Source organism: Halopseudomonas laoshanensis (assembly GCF_008365385.1).
GTDB classification, from domain to species: domain Bacteria; phylum Pseudomonadota; class Gammaproteobacteria; order Pseudomonadales; family Pseudomonadaceae; genus Halopseudomonas; species Halopseudomonas laoshanensis.
Window position 1 is genome coordinate 657,256 of sequence record NZ_QOVF01000002.1, and the last position, 18,146, is coordinate 675,401.

The 18,146-nt window shown below is 58.7% G+C and carries 9 protein-coding genes; 2 read left to right on the plus strand and 7 right to left on the minus strand.

Annotation, left to right across the window (positions count from 1 at the left end; all coding sequences use genetic code 11):
• Positions 1-14: 14 nt before the first annotated feature.
• From pelG to DT594_RS09560, 7 genes are read right to left on the minus strand one after another with little or no spacing between them, the layout of a single operon-like run.
• Positions 15-1,385: an exopolysaccharide Pel transporter PelG gene (gene pelG, locus DT594_RS09530; protein WP_149332453.1), complete on the minus strand. Its 1,371-nt coding sequence runs from the start codon at positions 1,383-1,385 to the stop codon at positions 15-17.
• Entirely contained in the window at positions 1,386-2,924 is a 1,539-nt protein-coding gene (gene pelF / locus DT594_RS09535; RefSeq protein ID WP_149332454.1) for a GT4 family glycosyltransferase PelF, read from the minus strand.
• Positions 2,921-3,922 (minus strand): tetratricopeptide repeat protein, encoded by a 1,002-nt coding sequence (locus tag DT594_RS09540; protein WP_149332455.1) that lies wholly within the window; start codon positions 3,920-3,922, stop codon positions 2,921-2,923. The genes pelF and DT594_RS09540 overlap by 4 nt, the downstream gene beginning before the upstream one ends.
• On the minus strand, positions 3,900-5,264 hold the full coding sequence (locus tag DT594_RS09545; protein ID WP_149332456.1) for a PelD GGDEF domain-containing protein: 1,365 nt from the start codon (positions 5,262-5,264) through the stop codon (positions 3,900-3,902). Before DT594_RS09545 ends, DT594_RS09540 begins: the two co-directional genes overlap by 23 nt.
• Positions 5,264-5,782 (minus strand): penicillin-binding protein activator LpoB, encoded by a 519-nt coding sequence (locus tag DT594_RS09550; protein WP_149332457.1) that lies wholly within the window; start codon positions 5,780-5,782, stop codon positions 5,264-5,266. Before DT594_RS09550 ends, DT594_RS09545 begins: the two co-directional genes overlap by 1 nt.
• 29 nt (positions 5,783-5,811) lie before the next feature.
• Entirely contained in the window at positions 5,812-9,396 is a 3,585-nt protein-coding gene (locus DT594_RS09555) for a tetratricopeptide repeat protein (protein ID WP_149332458.1), read from the minus strand.
• Entirely contained in the window at positions 9,374-12,187 is a 2,814-nt protein-coding gene (locus DT594_RS09560) for a bifunctional glycoside hydrolase/polysaccharide deacetylase family protein (RefSeq protein ID WP_149332459.1), read from the minus strand. Before DT594_RS09560 ends, DT594_RS09555 begins: the two co-directional genes overlap by 23 nt.
• 390 nt (positions 12,188-12,577) lie before the next feature.
• Here DT594_RS09560 and DT594_RS09565 point away from each other — a divergent pair, with 390 nt between their 5' ends.
• Together DT594_RS09565 and glpD are read left to right on the plus strand one after the other, a co-directional pair.
• Positions 12,578-16,447: a DUF1631 family protein gene (locus tag DT594_RS09565; RefSeq protein WP_149332460.1), complete on the plus strand. Its 3,870-nt coding sequence runs from the start codon at positions 12,578-12,580 to the stop codon at positions 16,445-16,447.
• Positions 16,448-16,569: 122 nt separating this feature from the next.
• Positions 16,570-18,117: a glycerol-3-phosphate dehydrogenase gene (gene glpD, locus DT594_RS09570; RefSeq protein ID WP_149332461.1), complete on the plus strand. Its 1,548-nt coding sequence runs from the start codon at positions 16,570-16,572 to the stop codon at positions 18,115-18,117.
• The last annotated feature ends 29 nt before the right edge of the window (positions 18,118-18,146 follow it).

Sequence of the window (18,146 nt, forward strand, 5' to 3'; positions counted from 1 at the left end):
GAGGCGTCAGCGCATTAGCGGCTGAGCATGAAGGTGTTGTATTCCAGATCATCCAGCGTCTTGTTCAGACGCATCATGCCCAGCAGCACGCAACAGGCCAGCGAGACAGTAAAGCCATAACCGTAGAAGCTTGGCCCCAGGTACTGGCTGAGCAGCGTCAGAGCGATGTTAAGCAGTACGAAGAGCGCGCTGAGTTCGAGGACGATGGCGCGCTTGTCCAGGTAGAAAAACACGTTCAACAATGCCATCAGCAGCATCTGGAAACTCACACCGATCAGGTCGATGTAGAACAGTGGCAGGTAAAAATGCGAGATACCCAACCACTCCAGCAGCTTCGGGGCAAACAGGAACAACAGCACCACGGTGATGCCCTGCACCTTGCAGATCTCTTGCAAACCCTGACGGATCGCCACCGTCATTTCGCTCTTCAACTGGGCAATATGCTGCAGGGTCTGCCCTTCACGCACGGCATCAAACAGGCGTTCATACCACTCCGCAAAGTCGGTCTCGATGCGCACCAGAAATACCGCCATGCCCGGGATGATGGACAGGTACGCGAGAAAGATCGGCAGGTCGTACAACATGGAAGCGCGCAGTGGACCGATAACCTGCTCAGAGGTCATCGGGTTGAACCAGAAGATGAACTTGTCGGCCCAGATGCCCATGTTGTAGCAGACGCCAGTCAACAGCAGACTGAGGAATACCTGCTTACGATCAAGGAAATCAAATGCGATCAGCCGGTCCGACCGGTATTCCCGGAGGATGTCGAACAGGAACACGAACAGCAGCGTAGCGTGACCCAGCAACAGCGCGAACAGCAGGCCGTTGAGCCCCCACGGGCGCAACAGGAACGAGCACACGACCATCAGTGAGTAGCCGCCAAGCATCGTCAGCAGGATACGGTTGTACTGCTTCATGCCCGACAGGAAAATGATCACCAGCCACAAATTGCACAAGGTGACGAAGTTGGTGAGCACCAACAGGCGATAGAGAAACGGCTGATCAAACAACCACCAGAGCAGCACAAAGGCGATCAAGCCGGCGCCTATCGTGGCTATCAGCATGATACCCAGCAGGTTCGGCAGAATTGCCTGGGGCTTTTTTTCGAACAGGCGGTCGGAGACAAACCGGGTAAAGAATACCTGAAGCCCGCCAGTGGTAATCAGCGAACAGGCGAACAGGTAAGTCGTGGTGACCAGAAATTGCCGAACCAGCAACTCCGGGAACACCACGCCGATGCTCATGATACCAATCAGCATCACACTGATGATCGACAGGACCCAGGGGCCCGCGCTCAGCAAACCCGCGTAGACGTAGGCCCGCAGCGTAGACGAGTAGGAATCCCGCGCCAGAATCTTGCGCAGTTCAAAACCGATCCCTGCCATTTAGAGAGTCCCCATTGAGGTGCTGTAAAGCTTGCGGTAACGCTCGAGCATCAACGCTTCGCCATAGTAACGGTTGGCCCGCGCGACGCCCGCGGTTTGCGCGGCTTTCCAGCGGTCAGGATTACGCAGCAAGCCGAGGACAGCACGGCCTGTGGCCTGAGGATCGGCAATCGCGACCACTTCGCCGGCCTGACCCAGATCGCGGTCTTCTGCGGTGCCACCTTCGATCAACTCGCGGCAGGAGCCGACATCGCTACTGACTACCGGCGTTCCGGCGCACCAGGCTTCGAGAATCACCAGCGGCTGCGCTTCACTGATCGAGGTCAGGACCATGACGCCGAGCTTGGGCATGATCTCATCGATCTTCTGAAACCCGAGAAAGTGCACATTGTTTTCCAGGCCCATGCTGCTGACCAGGCTGCGGCACTCGGATGCATATTCGGCATCTTCGTCCTCAGGCCCGATGATCCAGCCTTCGGTTTCAGGCAACTCGGTGACCACCGAGCGCATGGCGCGAACGAAGGTTTTCACGTCCTTGATCGGCACGACCCGGCCAATCATGCCAACCACCGGGGCGATACCCGGCGGACGACTTTCACGCAACGGATTCCAGCGCGGCAGATCAATGCCATTGGGGATAACGCGAGTACGCTCTGGATCGGCTCCATCAAGGATCTGACGCTGACGGTTACCGTCATACAGGGCGATGATCGGATCGGCGTTGCGATAGACCAGCAAACCGATGCGTTCAAAAAACCGGATCCATAGCGAGCGAATGTAACCTGAGCTGGGATCCAGACTGCTGTTCAACGCTTCATCAGCGTTTTCAGCTACCCAACTGGCCTGGGCCAGGTCGATCTTGCGCTCTTTGGTGTAGATGCCGTGTTCACTGAGGATGAACTTGCATTGCCAGCGCTGCTTGAGAATACAGCCGGCAAGACCTGCATACCCGGTCGATATGGCGTGTAACAGCCGCGCCCTGGGCATGCGGCGCGCCGTCTCGGCGAGCATGACCATGGGCGACTGCATGGTGCGCATGGTCCAGAAATAGTTGATAAATGACGGATCACTGCAATGCTGCAAATAGCCGTCGGTAATGGCTTCCCAATTGGCTCTGCTGCGCAATACGTCCTGCATGGTCAATTGACCGCTGGCCAGGGCATCGAGTACCGCATCGCCGGTTGCATCCTCTGGTTTCTGCGGATGGTGGAAATAGCGATACATGTTTTCCAGATCCTGTACCGATCCCTCCGAGGCCTGCTTGGCGGTGCGCGCTGGAAAATGCCAGGCATCTTCGATGAAGACTTCTTCGATGTGCACCACGTTGGCGGGCATTTCATAATGGCGCTGGCTGTAGGATTCGCGTTGGCCACCAATAAACAGAACCGAGAAGGTCACCTCAGGCAGACCAAGGATCAGTTGATTGATCCAGCTCGATACACCGCCGCGAACATAGGGCCAGGTGCCTTCGAGCAACAGACATACATCCGCCTGACCGCCATGAGCAACCAATTGACCCGTCTTGTGCCGATCACTCATAACCAGTACCTCGCAAGAGCGGCAAAGGGCGGCCGGGTAAGGGCATGTTCGGGCAGCTTGGCCAGCAATCGAGGTACCTGATCATACTCACCGGCGGCAAAAGCGGCCTCGGCGAGGAAAGGCGCGATCTTTTCGAACTGAATGCCACCGGTTTGCGCCTGTTGGAAAAATGTTCTGGCGGCATGCAAATCGCCTTGTTCCAGCGCAATACGCCCTGCCAGTAAATGAATCTCCGGGTTGGACTGCAGCGCCAATGATTGTTCGGCATGTTTGCGTGCCTGGCCCAGCACGTGGTCCAGCACGCTACCCTGGGCCAAACCCAGATAGGCTAGCTCCCAGTACCAGCGCGCGAGCCCCGCATGAATGGCTTCGCGGCTTTCTTCGGCGCTGGCCTCATCGCTCTGGTTGAGCCGATCCAGCAAGCGCTCGATCCGCTGATTGATGCCGCTTTCCTTCTGGTCGAGCATCGAATACGCAAGCAGACGGACATCATCAGCAGGGTCGCGCAAGGCCAGTTTGAGGATGGGCACCGACTCATGTGAAGGCATGCGACGAGTAGCCAGAAGTGCGTTAAGCCGACGTTCCGGATCGGTGGCAAGATACAGCACGTCCTGCAGGCCACCGTCCTGAAACATGGGTGAGTGCCTACGCTCCAGCGGGCGAAACGGCAAACCCGGCACGCCCATGGTCTGCCACACTTGTTCGTCGCGTTGACGTTGCAGATAAAGCGCCGGAAACACCGAAAATATCACCCCGATCATGCCCAGCAGAGGGATGAAAAAGGCGATGCTGAACAGAAACAATGGCGCCCAGGGCAGCGGCGACTTGTAACGCTTGGGCAGGAAGGCCCACAGAGCCAACGCCAGCAATACACAGGCCACCGCGTGCGGCAGTACTATATAAAGCATACCCTCGAGTAGCGTCGGCTCACGGAAGATCATCGCCCAACTGAGGGACTCGAACGCCAGCGCGCCGCTAAATAGCAACTTGTTGATCATTCAACCCACACTCGTGATAAAGGAAACTACGTAACCCCTCGCGTCTGCCCGACGGGTCCATCTCGAAGAACATCGCTCGTACGCCAACACTCTCCAGCGTGCGCCCCTGGCCGAAACGTTCGACCAACTGATATTGCAGGCGCGTCAGGTAACCGCGCGAGCCTTCTGTCGAGGTCAGCGGCATCAAGACCAAAATGCAGTCATGGCCCCGGCTGTTAACCAGATGGATCTGCAGGTCCAGGCCGCGCTGACTATCGGCAAACAACCGCAGCAGTTCCTGGTTGGGATCGGTCAGCTCGAACATGCACAGGCTGGCGTCCAGATCATGCTGCTCGACATCAACCAGCGAGCGTCGCAATTGCTGTGAGAAGCTCTGTGCGTCGGCATCATTGAGCTGCAATGCGCTGGCATCACTGCCAAGCAAATCCGCCACATGACCCGCCAGCAAAGCCAGCAGACTGAGGGTGCGATCGTTGAAGACGAAAAACGGCATCTGCCGAATCGCCAGGAGGCCGAGAATATTGTCCTCGGTATCGATCAACGGCACACAGACCTGAAGCGACGAAAACTGCTTCTGATCGCCACGCTCGAGCAGCTCCTCGCGAATACTGATCAAGTCACCTTTCTCGAGACACAAACGCACCATCTGGTCATCGGGATCCAGCGCTTCCATATCGCCAAGGGTCGCCAACGGCCGGGAAACCATCTTCCCTTCCTTGACCTTGTACAACCCGGCAATGCCCAGCGAGCCGTACTGGCCAAGCAGTGCAATGATCGGCTGCGCCATCGTTACCAGTGGGTCGCCCTGTGGCTTGAGTTCGCGCATACGCTCACGCAGGATCAGCAATGAGCTACGCAGGCTCTGGTCACTGCCGGCCACCCGCAGCTCCAACCGGTCATGGGATATGCGCAGTATCTGGTGTGCCCGGGTAAATTCGTCGAGACGATACTGGCGATATTCATTGGCCATCTGCAAGCGCTGCAAGCGTCTATCCCAGAGGTCGCGGAACTCGCCGACGACCATGCTGATCACCAGCATCCCGATGATCCAGGTACCAGGCATCCGTTCGTAGGCTGGCAAGCCGGATTCACGCAGCAGCAGTACCGCCGCCACCAGCAGGCAGGCGCTCACCAGCGCCTTGACGAACCCGTAACGCAGGCCCACCAGCAGGGGGGCCAACATCGGCCATGGAAACTCGTACACCTGCAAGGGATCTTCAGGCACAAAGTAGATGCCAAGACCCACCGCCAGTGCGGTTAAAAGGACCGTTTCAACCCAGGCGGCGAGTTCAGTCGCACGCGCCGCGAGGGTAAAGTCCTTGTACGGAGAGTCGGTAGACATTATTCCAGCCGCATGTCGTCAGTGAGCTCGCGCAGCACTTTCTGCGCGGTGCCGGCCAGGCTTTCGCGCGACCAACCAGCCCTGGCGCCACTATTGCTCCAGAGAACGCGACCGGTAGCAGACTCGAGTACGCGCAGACTGATACCCACGGCAGGTTCACCATCCAGCCCGCTCTTGTACTGCCACTCTTCGACGCTGCCGCTGATCACATAGTCGAAGCCCTGACGCTGCGCCCATTCCATCCCGGGGGCCAGGCGCTCGCTGTCGTCAAACAGCATGGTTTCTTCCTGATCTGCCTTTGGATAGACAACCGGCTGCAAGCCACGCTGGCTGAGAACGCTGAGCAGAATTTGCTCGCTGCGCTCACCCGCCTGCGGTGTTTGTGAATAGTTAACCATTGGCACCAGCCCCCAGCGGGCGTCCCGCGGCAGCGTATTGCCGGCTTTGCCGGTAAAGGTGCTACAGCCGGTCACTAAGGTCAGTGCCAGTATGAGGGCCAGGCCCGCTCTCGATTGCATGATGAATCTCTCCTGTTTGAATAACATGATCAGCGTCCAAATCTCTTGCTATAGGTCAGTCCAAGCATGCCGCCAGACTCGGTATCAGTGCCTCTCGGCGCTGACTGGTAGCCCAGGTTGAAGGCCAGCTCGTCGTCACCGAACACCCGCGTACCGATCCCGGTGCTGAGGCCATAGGTGAACTGGCTATCAACCCAATCCCATCCTGCTTGCACATCTACCAGCCAGGTATAATCCGGCTGGTCACGATTAAGCGCGCCGGGAAACCCGCGACGCCACGAGCTGCCGGCATACAGCCGGCCGTACTCTTCCTGCAACAGGGTGGAGGCTTCAACAGCCTCCAGCTCGATCGGCCCGCCATCGGCTACCGTCAGGCCGTCCAGCTCACCCCCGCTCAAACTGTTGCGCTGATAATCGATACCCGCGCGCGTCACCCAGGTCGGACCCTCAAACTGCTGAATCTGATTGAACTCGAGATTGAAGGCGGTGCCATTACCCAGGTCATGACCATAGCGTGTGCCATAAGCACGCCGCTCGACTGACCATGAGAGCTGATCGCGGGATGACAGACCGTGAATGCCGGCGATCCAGATTGCATCCTGTTCACCCACCGCTCGCATGTATCCGCTGTCGAGGCTTTCCTGGTTCCAGCCGAGTCCAACCTCGATCTGATCACGCGCGCCCAACTGCCACGAGCGAGATATCTCCACGCCCTGCCGGTCTTCGTCAGCACGGGTGCTGCTGTCAACTGCGACCGCAACCCGACCGTTGGCCAGCTTGCGACTCAGTGTGACGGTTGCGGTGTTTTCGGTGCCCAGTTCGCTGGTGTCGAGCTCGTCAGCGGTGTAATCCTGACGCTTGAGATCGAGACTGGTATACCAGTCATCCAGTACATGACCGGCGAGGGTAGCGTGCGTACCACTGAGTTCTATACCGCCAAGATCCTCGCGCATCCAACCTATGCGAGCACCCTGCGGAACGCGCGACTGAATATCCACCGCCTGGCGACGCAACTGAATGTCGACAATCGTCGGGTTTTGCGCACCCAGATGGCTGAGCGCCAAACCGAGCGCGGCACTTTCTTCGCCCAGACGATCAAGCGCTTCGACGTTCTGTGCAGGATCAAGCTCACCTCTGGCTACCAGTTCGGTGAGCATGTCGCGGTTATAATTGCGTAGCGCTTCCTGCATATTGTGATAGGCATTGACCTCAAGGCCGTGGCTGCGCCCCCAGGCTTGCCAGGCGTCTTTCTGCGACGACTGATTGACCATGTCGAGCTGGGTGAGCATACGATCGAACCACAACTGCAGCATCGCTGGTGAGCCGTCCTGCCATTGCATGGCCTGACGCTCGGAGCGCAATCCCGAGTGACTGCTGGCCAACAGACGCAGCCAGACGGCATAACGCTGGGGCGCGGCTTCCGGCGACTCGAACACCATGTTCGCTCCGTCGCCGGGCCGACTCTCGAATTCCTTGACCAGTTGGTGCCGAAGCCGCTGGGCCAGATCGAAGCGCTCGGCCGCTTCCAGGCCGTCAACATAGGCGGCGCGGGCCAGCCAGTCATAGGGGTTGGCACGCAAATGCATGCGGTACCAGGCCAGCGCTTCTTCGTGTCGACCGAGCATCTGATTGGCCGCCGCGAACGGTAGCCACATATTGCCGTTACGCCGCGCAAAAGCTCGCCAGCGGTGGGTCATCAAGGGCAAGTCAGCAGTGCGCCGATGATCGATAAAAAACCACATCAGGCGTTCACGGACCAGCGCGTTGTTGGGGTAGAGGGCCAGAGCGGAGCGGTAAATACGGGCCGCCTCGTCAACGTCCTCGTCGCGCTCCGCCAGCCAACCCTTGGCGAGCAGCACACCGGCTTGACGTCCAACGTTCGGCTGTTCGTCGGCTTCCGCCAACAACTCGCGTAACAAATCGATATCACCCAGCACGGTGGCCATTTCCAGCGCCAGGATCAGGTACTCTGCGTCACCGCGTTCACGCCAGCCTTGCAGCAGCATATCCAGCGCCTTGCGCGGCTGCTCCAGGCGGTAGAACTCGATCAGCTGATTCTGTTCACTACTGTTCAACGCGATGCCCTGCTCCAACATGCGCTCGTAAGCGATGCGTAGCTCGTCGTCACGTTCCAGTTCCCACGCGAGCCCGGCAACGGTGCGCCAGTACTCGGGGTCATCAATATCACGATTGTCGATATCGAGAATGTCCCAGGCGCGCTGCGGCTGGGAAATGCGCCAATGCGCGCTGGCCCATTCTATGCGCTCGGTAGTACTCAGCTCGAACTGCTTGGACATGCGCTCCCACACCAGCGTTTGCGCTTCAAACTGCTGCGTGTGCTCGAGGCTCTGCACCAGCCGCAGCCAGGCCATCCGGTGATTAGGGTAATTGTCCAGATACTGACGCAACCAGGCTTCGGTCCGGTCCGGCTCACCCAGCGATTCAAGGCCGAACACCAAGGCATCGAGCTTTTCATCAGACAGCCTTTGACCTTGCGCAGCAGGCTCCAGCAAGGCGATACCACGTTCGTAATCATACAACTGGAATGCGAGCCTCCAGGCGTGTTCACGCGCCTGCGGATCCTCCTCCAGGCTCAGGTATCTGATCCAGTAATCCAGCGCTTTCTGGCTATGACCCAGCCATTCGCCCAGCTTGGCCATCTGTACCAGGAGTTCAGTATCGATCGGGCGCAAGGCCAACAGGGTGTTACCGGTTTGCCAAGCGGCAGGCAGATCACCCGAGGCCAACTCAAGGCGAAATTGCGCCTGCACCGGTTCTGCTTGATAGGGCTGCAGCTCGCGCCAGCGGGTGACCAGAATAGTGGCCAGATCCATGCGCTGACTGCCAGTGGCCATCTGCACACCTTGCTCCAGCCAGGCAGCGTCGGCGGCGGTCAGCTCATCGCGCTCCCTGACCAGGAGCCTGGACGCCTGGTCCCCGGCGCCCACTGCAAGCAGGGCGTCGTAGGCTTCGCGCAGGTAATAACGGCGGTCTTCTACTTTCTCGCTGGCGGCCAGAATATCCAGATAGATCATCGCTGCCTTGCCCGACTGCCCACTGGCGAGGTACCAGCGCGCAGCAAGTTTGAGGTAGGCGAGATGTTCTTCCGGAACCCGATGCGCCAGCGAGTGATAAACATCCGCCGCCAGCCAGGGCATTTCCATCTTCAGCGCCAGCTCGGCCCAGGATCGCGCTTGCTCAACCGACAGCTGACCGTGATCAAACTCCATCATCTGCTCGCTAGCCTGGGCTATGCGATCAGGACTGGTACCATTGATCGCACTGAGTGCATCAATGGTCCGCCGGTGGTACTCCAGCTGCACCGGGTCGGCATTTTCCCAAGCCAGCAGATGCCGCCGGGCCCGGCTGTATTGCCCGAGGTCCACCAGCAGCTGGACCAGATCAAGACGCAGCTCATCATCCTCGGGACGTGAGGCCAACAAAACCTCGGCGTAGCTGGCGGAGACATCGTCAGCGCGCTCCTGGTCGTCAGGGAGGAACACGTCCTCGCTGTTATAGGTCAACACGAGCACGCCGCCAATAGCCGCGGCGGAGAACGCCAGCGTCCAGGGGCTGATCAGCCGGACGGGTTTACTCGCAGACGAGTTGCGCATTACTCACCTGTTTAGTCGATAAGGAGAAGTGCCAGAGTCCATTCGCTGCCCGCCCGCTGACCTTTTGTCCGGCCGTTTCGAGACGGCAAGCCGAGTTGGAGCGAATAGAGAAAGCGATAGGGAATTCACCGGCAAAAGAAAGCTCTACCCGCCGTTCATCAAGGTAACGCCAAGCCGTCAGCGGCACGTTGGCTTGTTCGAGAGCGGGAGCGGTATCACGGGTGGCCTGCAGCGTCAGTAGCGCGCGCTCCGCGCTGAGGTGCACATACCGCCCCTGGGGCAGATCGACGACACCAGCAACACCCTCCGATGCCAACATATCCGGCCAACCCAGCGATGGGTCCAGGCGTACGGTACGCAAACCCTGCAGCGCCCGGATCTGCCATGCCCCGCCAGCAGTACGAGCCAGGGAAGCTGTATGCAAACCATGGGCGCGCAGCAGATAGTCACTCATCCACAGCGAGATCGGCTGCTGATCCATCATGTGCCGGTAGACATCCCCCATCACCTTGATGGCGGCCATTTTGGTGCCGGAATAAAAATGGTAATACAGGTGCAGGCCGCGCATACGTCGTGGCGAGTCGGTGAGCTCGAAGGTTTCAATCACATCGCGGAAACCGTAATACGGCCCTTGCCACAGATTGGTGTAGACGTTCTCATTGATGATCGGCGCGTAAACCTGCAGGCCTCCAGCTGTGGGACGCAGCAGCGGATACAGACCAGTAAGCGACGAATCGGCACGGGTCAGGCGGGTCTCGCCGCCATTGACGTTGAGCAATCCTGCGTCATACGCAAGCTTGATAGTCGGCGCATCCGGTATCGCGTCGCCGCTCCAGAAAATCATTTTTACCGGCTTGTCCGCTGGCGCCAGGCGATCGCGTACGTAATCACGCGAACCGAACACCTCGCGTTTGAAATCGATCTTGTCGTAGCCAGGGATCGGCAATTTAAGGCCATAGTCGGCCTGAAAACCTTCCTGCTGACTGTCTCTTTCCGCCTGCCAGAAATACGGATGGCTGAAGGTGTGGGTGGCCGGCTCTACCCGCTCGTGGGACAGAATACGCCGTGCCAGCGGCTCCAATTCGCGCGCCAGATAGGGATACATGCCCTGCGGACCGATCTCACCTTCGATAAACGAAACAGAGGTCAGTAGCGGGTAAGGTTTGATGAAGTCGTTAAGCACCGTGGTTCCGGCATAGGGCGTGCCGGGAATCTCCGCTCGCGACGGGAATCCATCACCATCGATGTGCACCGTAGCAATACGCCGCCCGTTCTCGGTGGTTACGTCGGGAGCAGGCAACGGAGCCAGCTGCAGAGCACGTTGCAGGAAGGCAAAGGGATCGATGATCCATTGCCGGGTGTCGTCCTCGCCTTCGAACACATAGGGTGCCAGCGCAATCCCGCCCCAGTCACCGGTGACTACAGGGGTATGCTCACGCCCTGCTGCATCAACCAGCACCAGCCCGGTCTTGTTGGCGCTGGACTGGCTACCGATCGCTGCCAGCCCACGCGAGCGAACTACCAAGGGCGCTTCGAATGCGCCGATCAGCTCCCGGTCCTGGCTGACTATTTCCAGACCTGAGATGGGCTGCATGCCGTTAAGCTGCAAACCCAACTTGGTGAGAATCGCCGCGTCATCAATCGGCAAACCTTGAAAGAACGCCAGCGGTGTGCCCTCCTCCAACCGATTGTCTATCCACCTGTTGAACACGCCTCTGGCTTCCGGCACCCCGGAAGTCATCCACACGATTGCCCCGGCGTAGAGCCCGGTCATCGTCGAGGTAGGGAGCGAGTCATCAACGGGCAGATAGTCGACCCGATAGCCCATGTATTCCAACAGGCCGCCCAAGGACCTGAAGCCACCGGTACGCGTCAGTGCGCCTTCGCGCGGGTCGTACAGCACGGCTATGCGCCGGGGCTGCACTTCGATGCTACCCACACCCAGCGTATCCAACCCTGGGGTACTGATATACGGCAGATATCCTTCGCCGACCAGCCGACTGGCGAGCTTACGCGCTTCAGCGCGCCTCTCGGCAGGCAGATAGTCAATCGCCACAATCGGAATACTGCGCTCGCGCACCGACTTCAACTGTTCGGTAAGCCAGGCGCGATCCTGCTCCGGTACCGGCCGGTACACTTGCCGCCGCGCGTCCCAGCTGGCGTGAATCGATTCAACCGCCACAGCTGCCACGCCCTGCTTGAGATCAGGCAGCACTTCAAAGCCACGGTTGAGGAATAATTTCAATTGCGGGTAACGCTGGTGAAGATCACGCAACAACGCCAGCAGCGCATCGCGCTGCGCAGGACGCTGGTCTTCGGCGAGCAGCGTGAAGCTGTCGAGGGTATCCAGAAACAGGCCGGCGTAGCCACGCTTCTCAAGCTCGGCCGCGCGGCTGAAAATATAATCTCGCCATCCGGCACTGGTCAGGTCCATGACATGACTGTTCCAGCCGGGATTGCGCGTTTGTTCCGCGGCATGCTCGAGCAAATCGGGACGGGATTGCGCCTGATGCTCGTCCAGCTCGCCGATGGAAAGATAGGCGAACGGATGCGACCCCTGCGCGACGACAAATGAGACGTCAGCGGGCGTCATATGCTCCGGTTCAAAAACCACCCAGTCGAACTGCGCAAGCTCGCCGAGCGGCGGCTTGTCGGCATACCAGAAGGCAACGCTTGCAGGCACGGACTTTGATGGTGCGGCGACCACTCCGAGCGAAAATAATACTGTTATCAGCAAACCGACCAGCTTTCCGATGCTGGTTACTGCCTGGCTTAAACTACTCGGGGCCATTCGAGTCCCTTGTTTATATTCTGATTTTTATGACTGCGTGACAGAAAACCCTGCTCCCGCCCCCAAAGAAAAATGTCATAGCTAACTGCCACGATGCCAAAATAGTATCACTTCGTTTCAAAGGCAATCTATTCGTCAAAAAAATTTCATCTGCATGCAAATAACTCAGCGCGACTCACACATAAGACAGAGATGCCAGAAAGTCTCCGCCACAGGCTGGACGGGACGGTTGCGAACATAAAGCAAGGTTGAGCAAACCAGGCTGACCGACCGCGCCAAAGTGACTACCTAGAGAACAGCAGCCCGATTGCTTGCGTCGCAGCAAGGGACATTTGCCCGGTTCACATCTAAACTGGGCGAACGACTTGCAGTCCTGCCAATGGTGTAGTCATGGAAAAGAGAAGATGGCCACGAAAGGCCGCCGAGTTTAATGCCGTACTCAGCCTGAGTCTGAATGACAACTTCCGTTGCATCATTCGTGATTTCAGTCAGGCCGGCATGCTCGTCAGCCTGGACGATCTGGTGCTGGCTCGGCTAAAACGCAGCACGGGGTCAAGCCAAGCAAGGCCCGCAAGTATCTGTCTGGAACTGCCTGACCGCAGCATTGCGATGGATGTGGAGGTGGTGCGCTTCACCGACCAGGGCGCAGGTTTGCGGCTGGTGGTGCCAAGCCAGGAAAACTACACCGCGCTACAGCAAGCGACCCAAGGCAACCGCGCCAGCTCCGCAGCGCTACCGCGCAAGCTGTTGGCCGGGCAGCAGCAACTCAGCCCGGAACGCCGGGAGAACCTGGCAAAGACCACCAATCTGGCGTTCAAGCTGTTTCTGGAAGATCACTTCACCGGCTATTTCGGCGAGCTGGAAACCGCTCTGCTGATTGAAGCAGACCGGCAAAAGACCCAGGCCCTGCAACAACCCTTCTTTGATGCCATCGCGCTATTTCGCAAGCAACGCCAGCGGGTGCTTGGCGCCACGGTCAACCGCATAGGCGAAACAGCACTGGATATTGCGCTGGGCCGGCAGGTACCCGAGCAGGTCGCCGAGCAGAACGAGGGCAAGGTGCACACGCTGGCGCTGGTCGACAAGCATGATTTCGAGGATTGGCTGGTCGTGCGGGTCGCCATATCGCGGACTGAGCTGCAGCTGCGCGACAGCTTGATAGAACTGCAACTGCGTATTGATGCCGCTTTCGGCAATCGCGGCGCCAGCCGTACCTTCAATCCTTACTCACCCTCGGCGCTGTGCAATACCTTCTTCGAAGTCATTCGTCATCTCGGGCTTAACAACAAGGTTATCGAGGTGGTTTTCAAAGTGCTGCAAGAGCGCATCCTTGCGCAGCTGGACACTGCCTATCAGGAACTCAACAAGCTTCTGGTCGACGCCGATATTCTTCCCGGTCTGGACGTTAATCACTATTTGGCTTCGCAAGCTCAGCAACCTCGGTCGACACGCCCGCCCGCCCCCGCGGTGACGGCAGCAGAGAACATGGCCGAACCGCCTGCCGCCCCTGCGTCGGCGCCACAGCCAACGGCCGCTGAGGGCCACCAGTCGCCACCGGAGTCCGCCTCAGAGGCTTACCCTGCATCGGGCACTGGCCAGGCGTTCGGTGCAGCCAGCCAGTTGATGAACATCCAGCGGCAGTTGACTCACCCACGCCAGCAACTGGTTGAGAACAGCACGATCACGGGTATGCAACCATCCTCCACCGCGCTAACCGCGCTGAATGATATGAAGGCGCGGATGCTGCAAGGCCAGGTCAGCTTTACTGGCCCTGGTGCGCTCAAGCAGCAACTGATGCAGGCCAGCGGCGGGACGCGGATGGAGCTGAGCGAGTTCGAACATGACTCAGTCGAAATGATCGAAACGCTGTTTGACAGCATTGTGCAGAACGAGCGGGTAGCGAGTGACCTCAAGGAGGAGCTGCGCAAACTGCAGGTACCGCTGCTGAAGATCATGCTCAAGGATCCGGAGCTGTTCAGTGGCGATTTTCATCCAGCGCGCCAGGCAGTGAATTATCTGGCGCTGCTATCGGATCAGGGCAGTATCAACCTGGAAGCCAATAAAGGCCCGATACTTGAAAGCATTCGACATATTCTGGAGAGCGAGGACGACACTCAGGCGTTCAGCCAGAGCCTGGAAAATCTGGATGAGCTGGTCTCCCGGGAAAAACGCTTTATAGAGCGCAACCTGAGCCGTATTCGCGAAACCTGCGCAGGTCAGCAACGCCTGATTCAGGCCAACCGGCAGATCGAGCGTCAACTGAGCGAGCTGTTTGATCGTCCGGTCCCGACCGTGCTGATCGATCTGGTTAATCACGGCTGGAAGGATCTGATGCGCCTGAGCTACCTGCGCGAAGGGATCAGCAGTGCCTCCTGGACGATGAGCCTGACAGTGTTAACCCAATTGCTCTGGCATCTGCTGCCGCAGAGCAACGAGGCACGGCAACCGCTGCAAACCCCGGACCAGCTGCTCAAACTGCTGGGCAAGGGGCTGTCCAAAGTGCCCGAAGACGGTTACGCGCACGCCGACATGATCGAGCAGATTGCCCAGTTGCTAAGCAGCGGAATACAAGACACCACACCGATGGCGCTCTACAGCTCTGCGGAGCTTAACAGCGATGTGCTGGATGCGCGTCTGGCTGCCCAAGTCGATACCGATATGGGGCTGGTACGTTGGCTCAAACGCGCCCGCAACCTGAAAGTCTCGCAGTGGTTCGAGCTGACCCGGGATCAGCAACCCACTCAGCTGTACCAATTGGTATGGATGGCCGATGATGCCAGCCAGTTCATGTTCGCCAATCACCACGGCACCAAAACCGTAGGACTGTCACTTGAGCAGGTTGCCCAGTTGCTGCGCGACGGCCACCTGGAGCTGATTCACGACACAGCCATGCCCGCCGTTGAACAGGGGCTGGATGCGCTGGTGCAGAAGATCTATGACAAGCTGGCCTTCGATTCTTCTCACGATCAACTGACTGGCCTGCTGACGCGCAAGGAATTTTCCCGCTGCCTGGCTCAGTGTGTCGCCCAGGCGCAGCAGGAGCAGACCACCTACACGCTGATCTTCCTCGATATTCAGCAGTTCAAGGTGATCAACAATACCTGTGGCTATGAAACCGGCGACCGCTTCCTCAACGAACTGGCGCGGCGCATCAGCAGCTTTGTCGACACCGAGGCGCTGGTCGGTCGGGTTGGCCCCGATCAGTTCGCGATTCTCGCCCCCATGGAAGCGGACAAAGCAGGCTACCGGTTGGCCACCGACCTGAAAACCGCGATCGAAACCACACGTTTCGTACATGAGCATCACAGTTTCGTCATCAATACTGTGGTGGCGATGCTGGGCTTCGATCATGAGAATCAGCGGGTCATGGATTTATTGCGCTCGGTTGAAGCCGCCGCTGAAATATCCAAACGTTCCGGCTACAAGGACATTCAACTGGTACTACCCGGTGATGAACGCCTCGAAGAGCTGGATGAGGTGATGACCTGGGTCACGCGCATCAACCGGGCGCTGGATGAAAACAACCTGAAACTGCGTTGCCAGAAAATCGCCCCGCTGCATCAGCAGGACGCCGCTCTGCCCCACTACGAAGTGCTGCTCACAGTGATTGATGACCAGGGCGAGCACATGCCGCCGGCGGACTTCATCAAGGTGGCAGAAGATTACAATCGCATGGGCTCGGTCGACCGCTGGGTGATCGAAACCGTGTTGCGCTGGATGATGGAACATCAGGATCAGATGCACCTGTTCGGCGGCTTCTCGATCAACCTGTCGGGCCATTCGATGAACGATGATTCGTTCCTCGACTACCTGTTTGACGCGCTGGTGCGCTACCAGGTACCGCGGGACAAGTTGATTTTCGAGATCACCGAAACCACCGCCGTGGCCAATCTGGAAGACGCCGCCGACTTTATCAACGAGATGCGCAGTATCGGCTGCCGTTTTTCCCTGGATGATTTTGGCGTGGGCCAGTCCTCCTACTCTTACCTCAAACGCTTGCCGGTGGATTTCATCAAGATCGACGGCGCCTTTGTGCGCGACATCACCCGCAGCGATGTGGACTTCGCACTGGTGCGCTCGATCACCGAGATGGGTCACTACCTGAACAAGAAAGTCATTGCTGAATACGTCGCCGCCGAAGATATTCTGGAAACCGTCAGGAGCATTGGCGTGGACTACGCTCAAGGCCACGTGCATGGGCTGCCGGGCTTGCTGGATAATCTGGACCTGAAAAGCCCGCTAGCGCAGCAACCGGCCTGAGCCTGAGCGCATGCCTGGCGGCCCACCAGGCATACAACCGTTACCAGACGTGTAGCAGCATGACCACCCATCACTTGCTGTGTACTATTGGGCCAGTGCCTACCCTGTTTCAGAGCTGACCCATGACCACTTCAGAGCAAGACTCCGTGAATCCAGCCCCCCTAGACGTAGTGGTTATTGGCGGTGGCGTCAACGGCACCGGCATCGCGCTGGATGCAGCCGGCCGCGGTCTCAAGGTAATGCTCTGCGAGATGAACGACCTGGCCTCGGCCACGTCTTCCAGCAGCAGCAAGCTGATTCATGGCGGGCTGCGTTATCTGGAGTTCTATGAATTTCGCCTGGTCCGGGAGGCATTGGCCGAACGCGAATCGCTGCTGCGCAATGCACCGCACATCATGTGGCCGATGCGTTTCTGCCTGCCCCATCAGCCCCACCTGCGCCCGGCCTGGATGATCCGTATCGGTCTGTTCCTGTATGACCATCTGGCCCGCCGTGAACTGCTGCCGGCGTCGAAAGGCATCCGTTTCAACACCGACAGCCCGCTGGTCAAGAGCATTACCCGTGGATTCCTGTATTCCGATGGTTGGGTAGATGACGCGCGTCTGGTGGTGCTTTGCGCCAAGGCTGCAGCCGCCAGGGGTGCAGTCATCCGCACCCGCTCGCGCTGTGTCAGTGCGGTGCGCGAAGGCACGCTGTGGCGGGTGCTGATGGAAGACCTGCATAGCGGTGAGCAATCCGAATACCAGTGCCGCGCCCTGGTCAACGCCGCGGGGCCCTGGGTCAGTAAGGTACTTACTCAAGCCGTGGGTCAGACTGCGGCCAAACAGATACGCATGGTCAAGGGCAGCCATATTGTCGTGCCGCGGATGAACATCGGCGAGCACGCTTATATTCTGCAGAACAGTGATGGCCGTATCGTGTTTGTGATTCCCTATGAGGATGATTTTTCATTGATCGGCACCACCGATGTCGATTACCAGGGTGACCCCTCCCAGGTGAGCATTTCCACCGAGGAAATCGATTATTTGCTGGCGGTGGTCAACAGCCATTTCCGTGACACCATCAGCGCCAGTGACATCGTCTGGAGTTTTTCCGGCGTCAGACCGCTGATGGACGACGAGTCGGCCACCGCACAGAAAGCCTCGCGCGACTACAGCTTCGAGCTGGACGCACCAGCAGGAGCGGCGCCACTACTGTCGATCTTTGGCGGCAAAATCACCACTTATCGCAAACTGGCAGAAGCCGCGACGGACAGTCTGTGCCAGTTCTTTGCCGACGCCGGCCCGGCCTGGACCAGCAAGGCGACGCTGCCCGGCGGGGATTTTCTCGATCAACCCAGCCTGCAACGCGAGCTCGCCGAGCAATATCCGTGGCTACCGGCCAAAGTACTCAAACGTTGGGTGCGCACCTATGGCACCTTGTGCCGGCATATCCTCGCAGATTGCGATAGCCTGGAAAGCCTTGGCGAGCACTATGGCGCGGGGCTGTATGAGCAGGAAGTCAGCTATCTGGTGCGCGAAGAATGGGCTTGCACTGTCAACGACATTCTGTGGCGGCGCACCAAGCTGGGATTGCATCTGCAACAGTCGGCCCATCCGGCGTTGGAGCACAAGATTGCGCAACTGCTTGGCAGCCGCGCCACCGCCCCGGTAGAGACAGAAAATCCATAGCGGTTTGCCGACGAATGATCTGGCCCAAT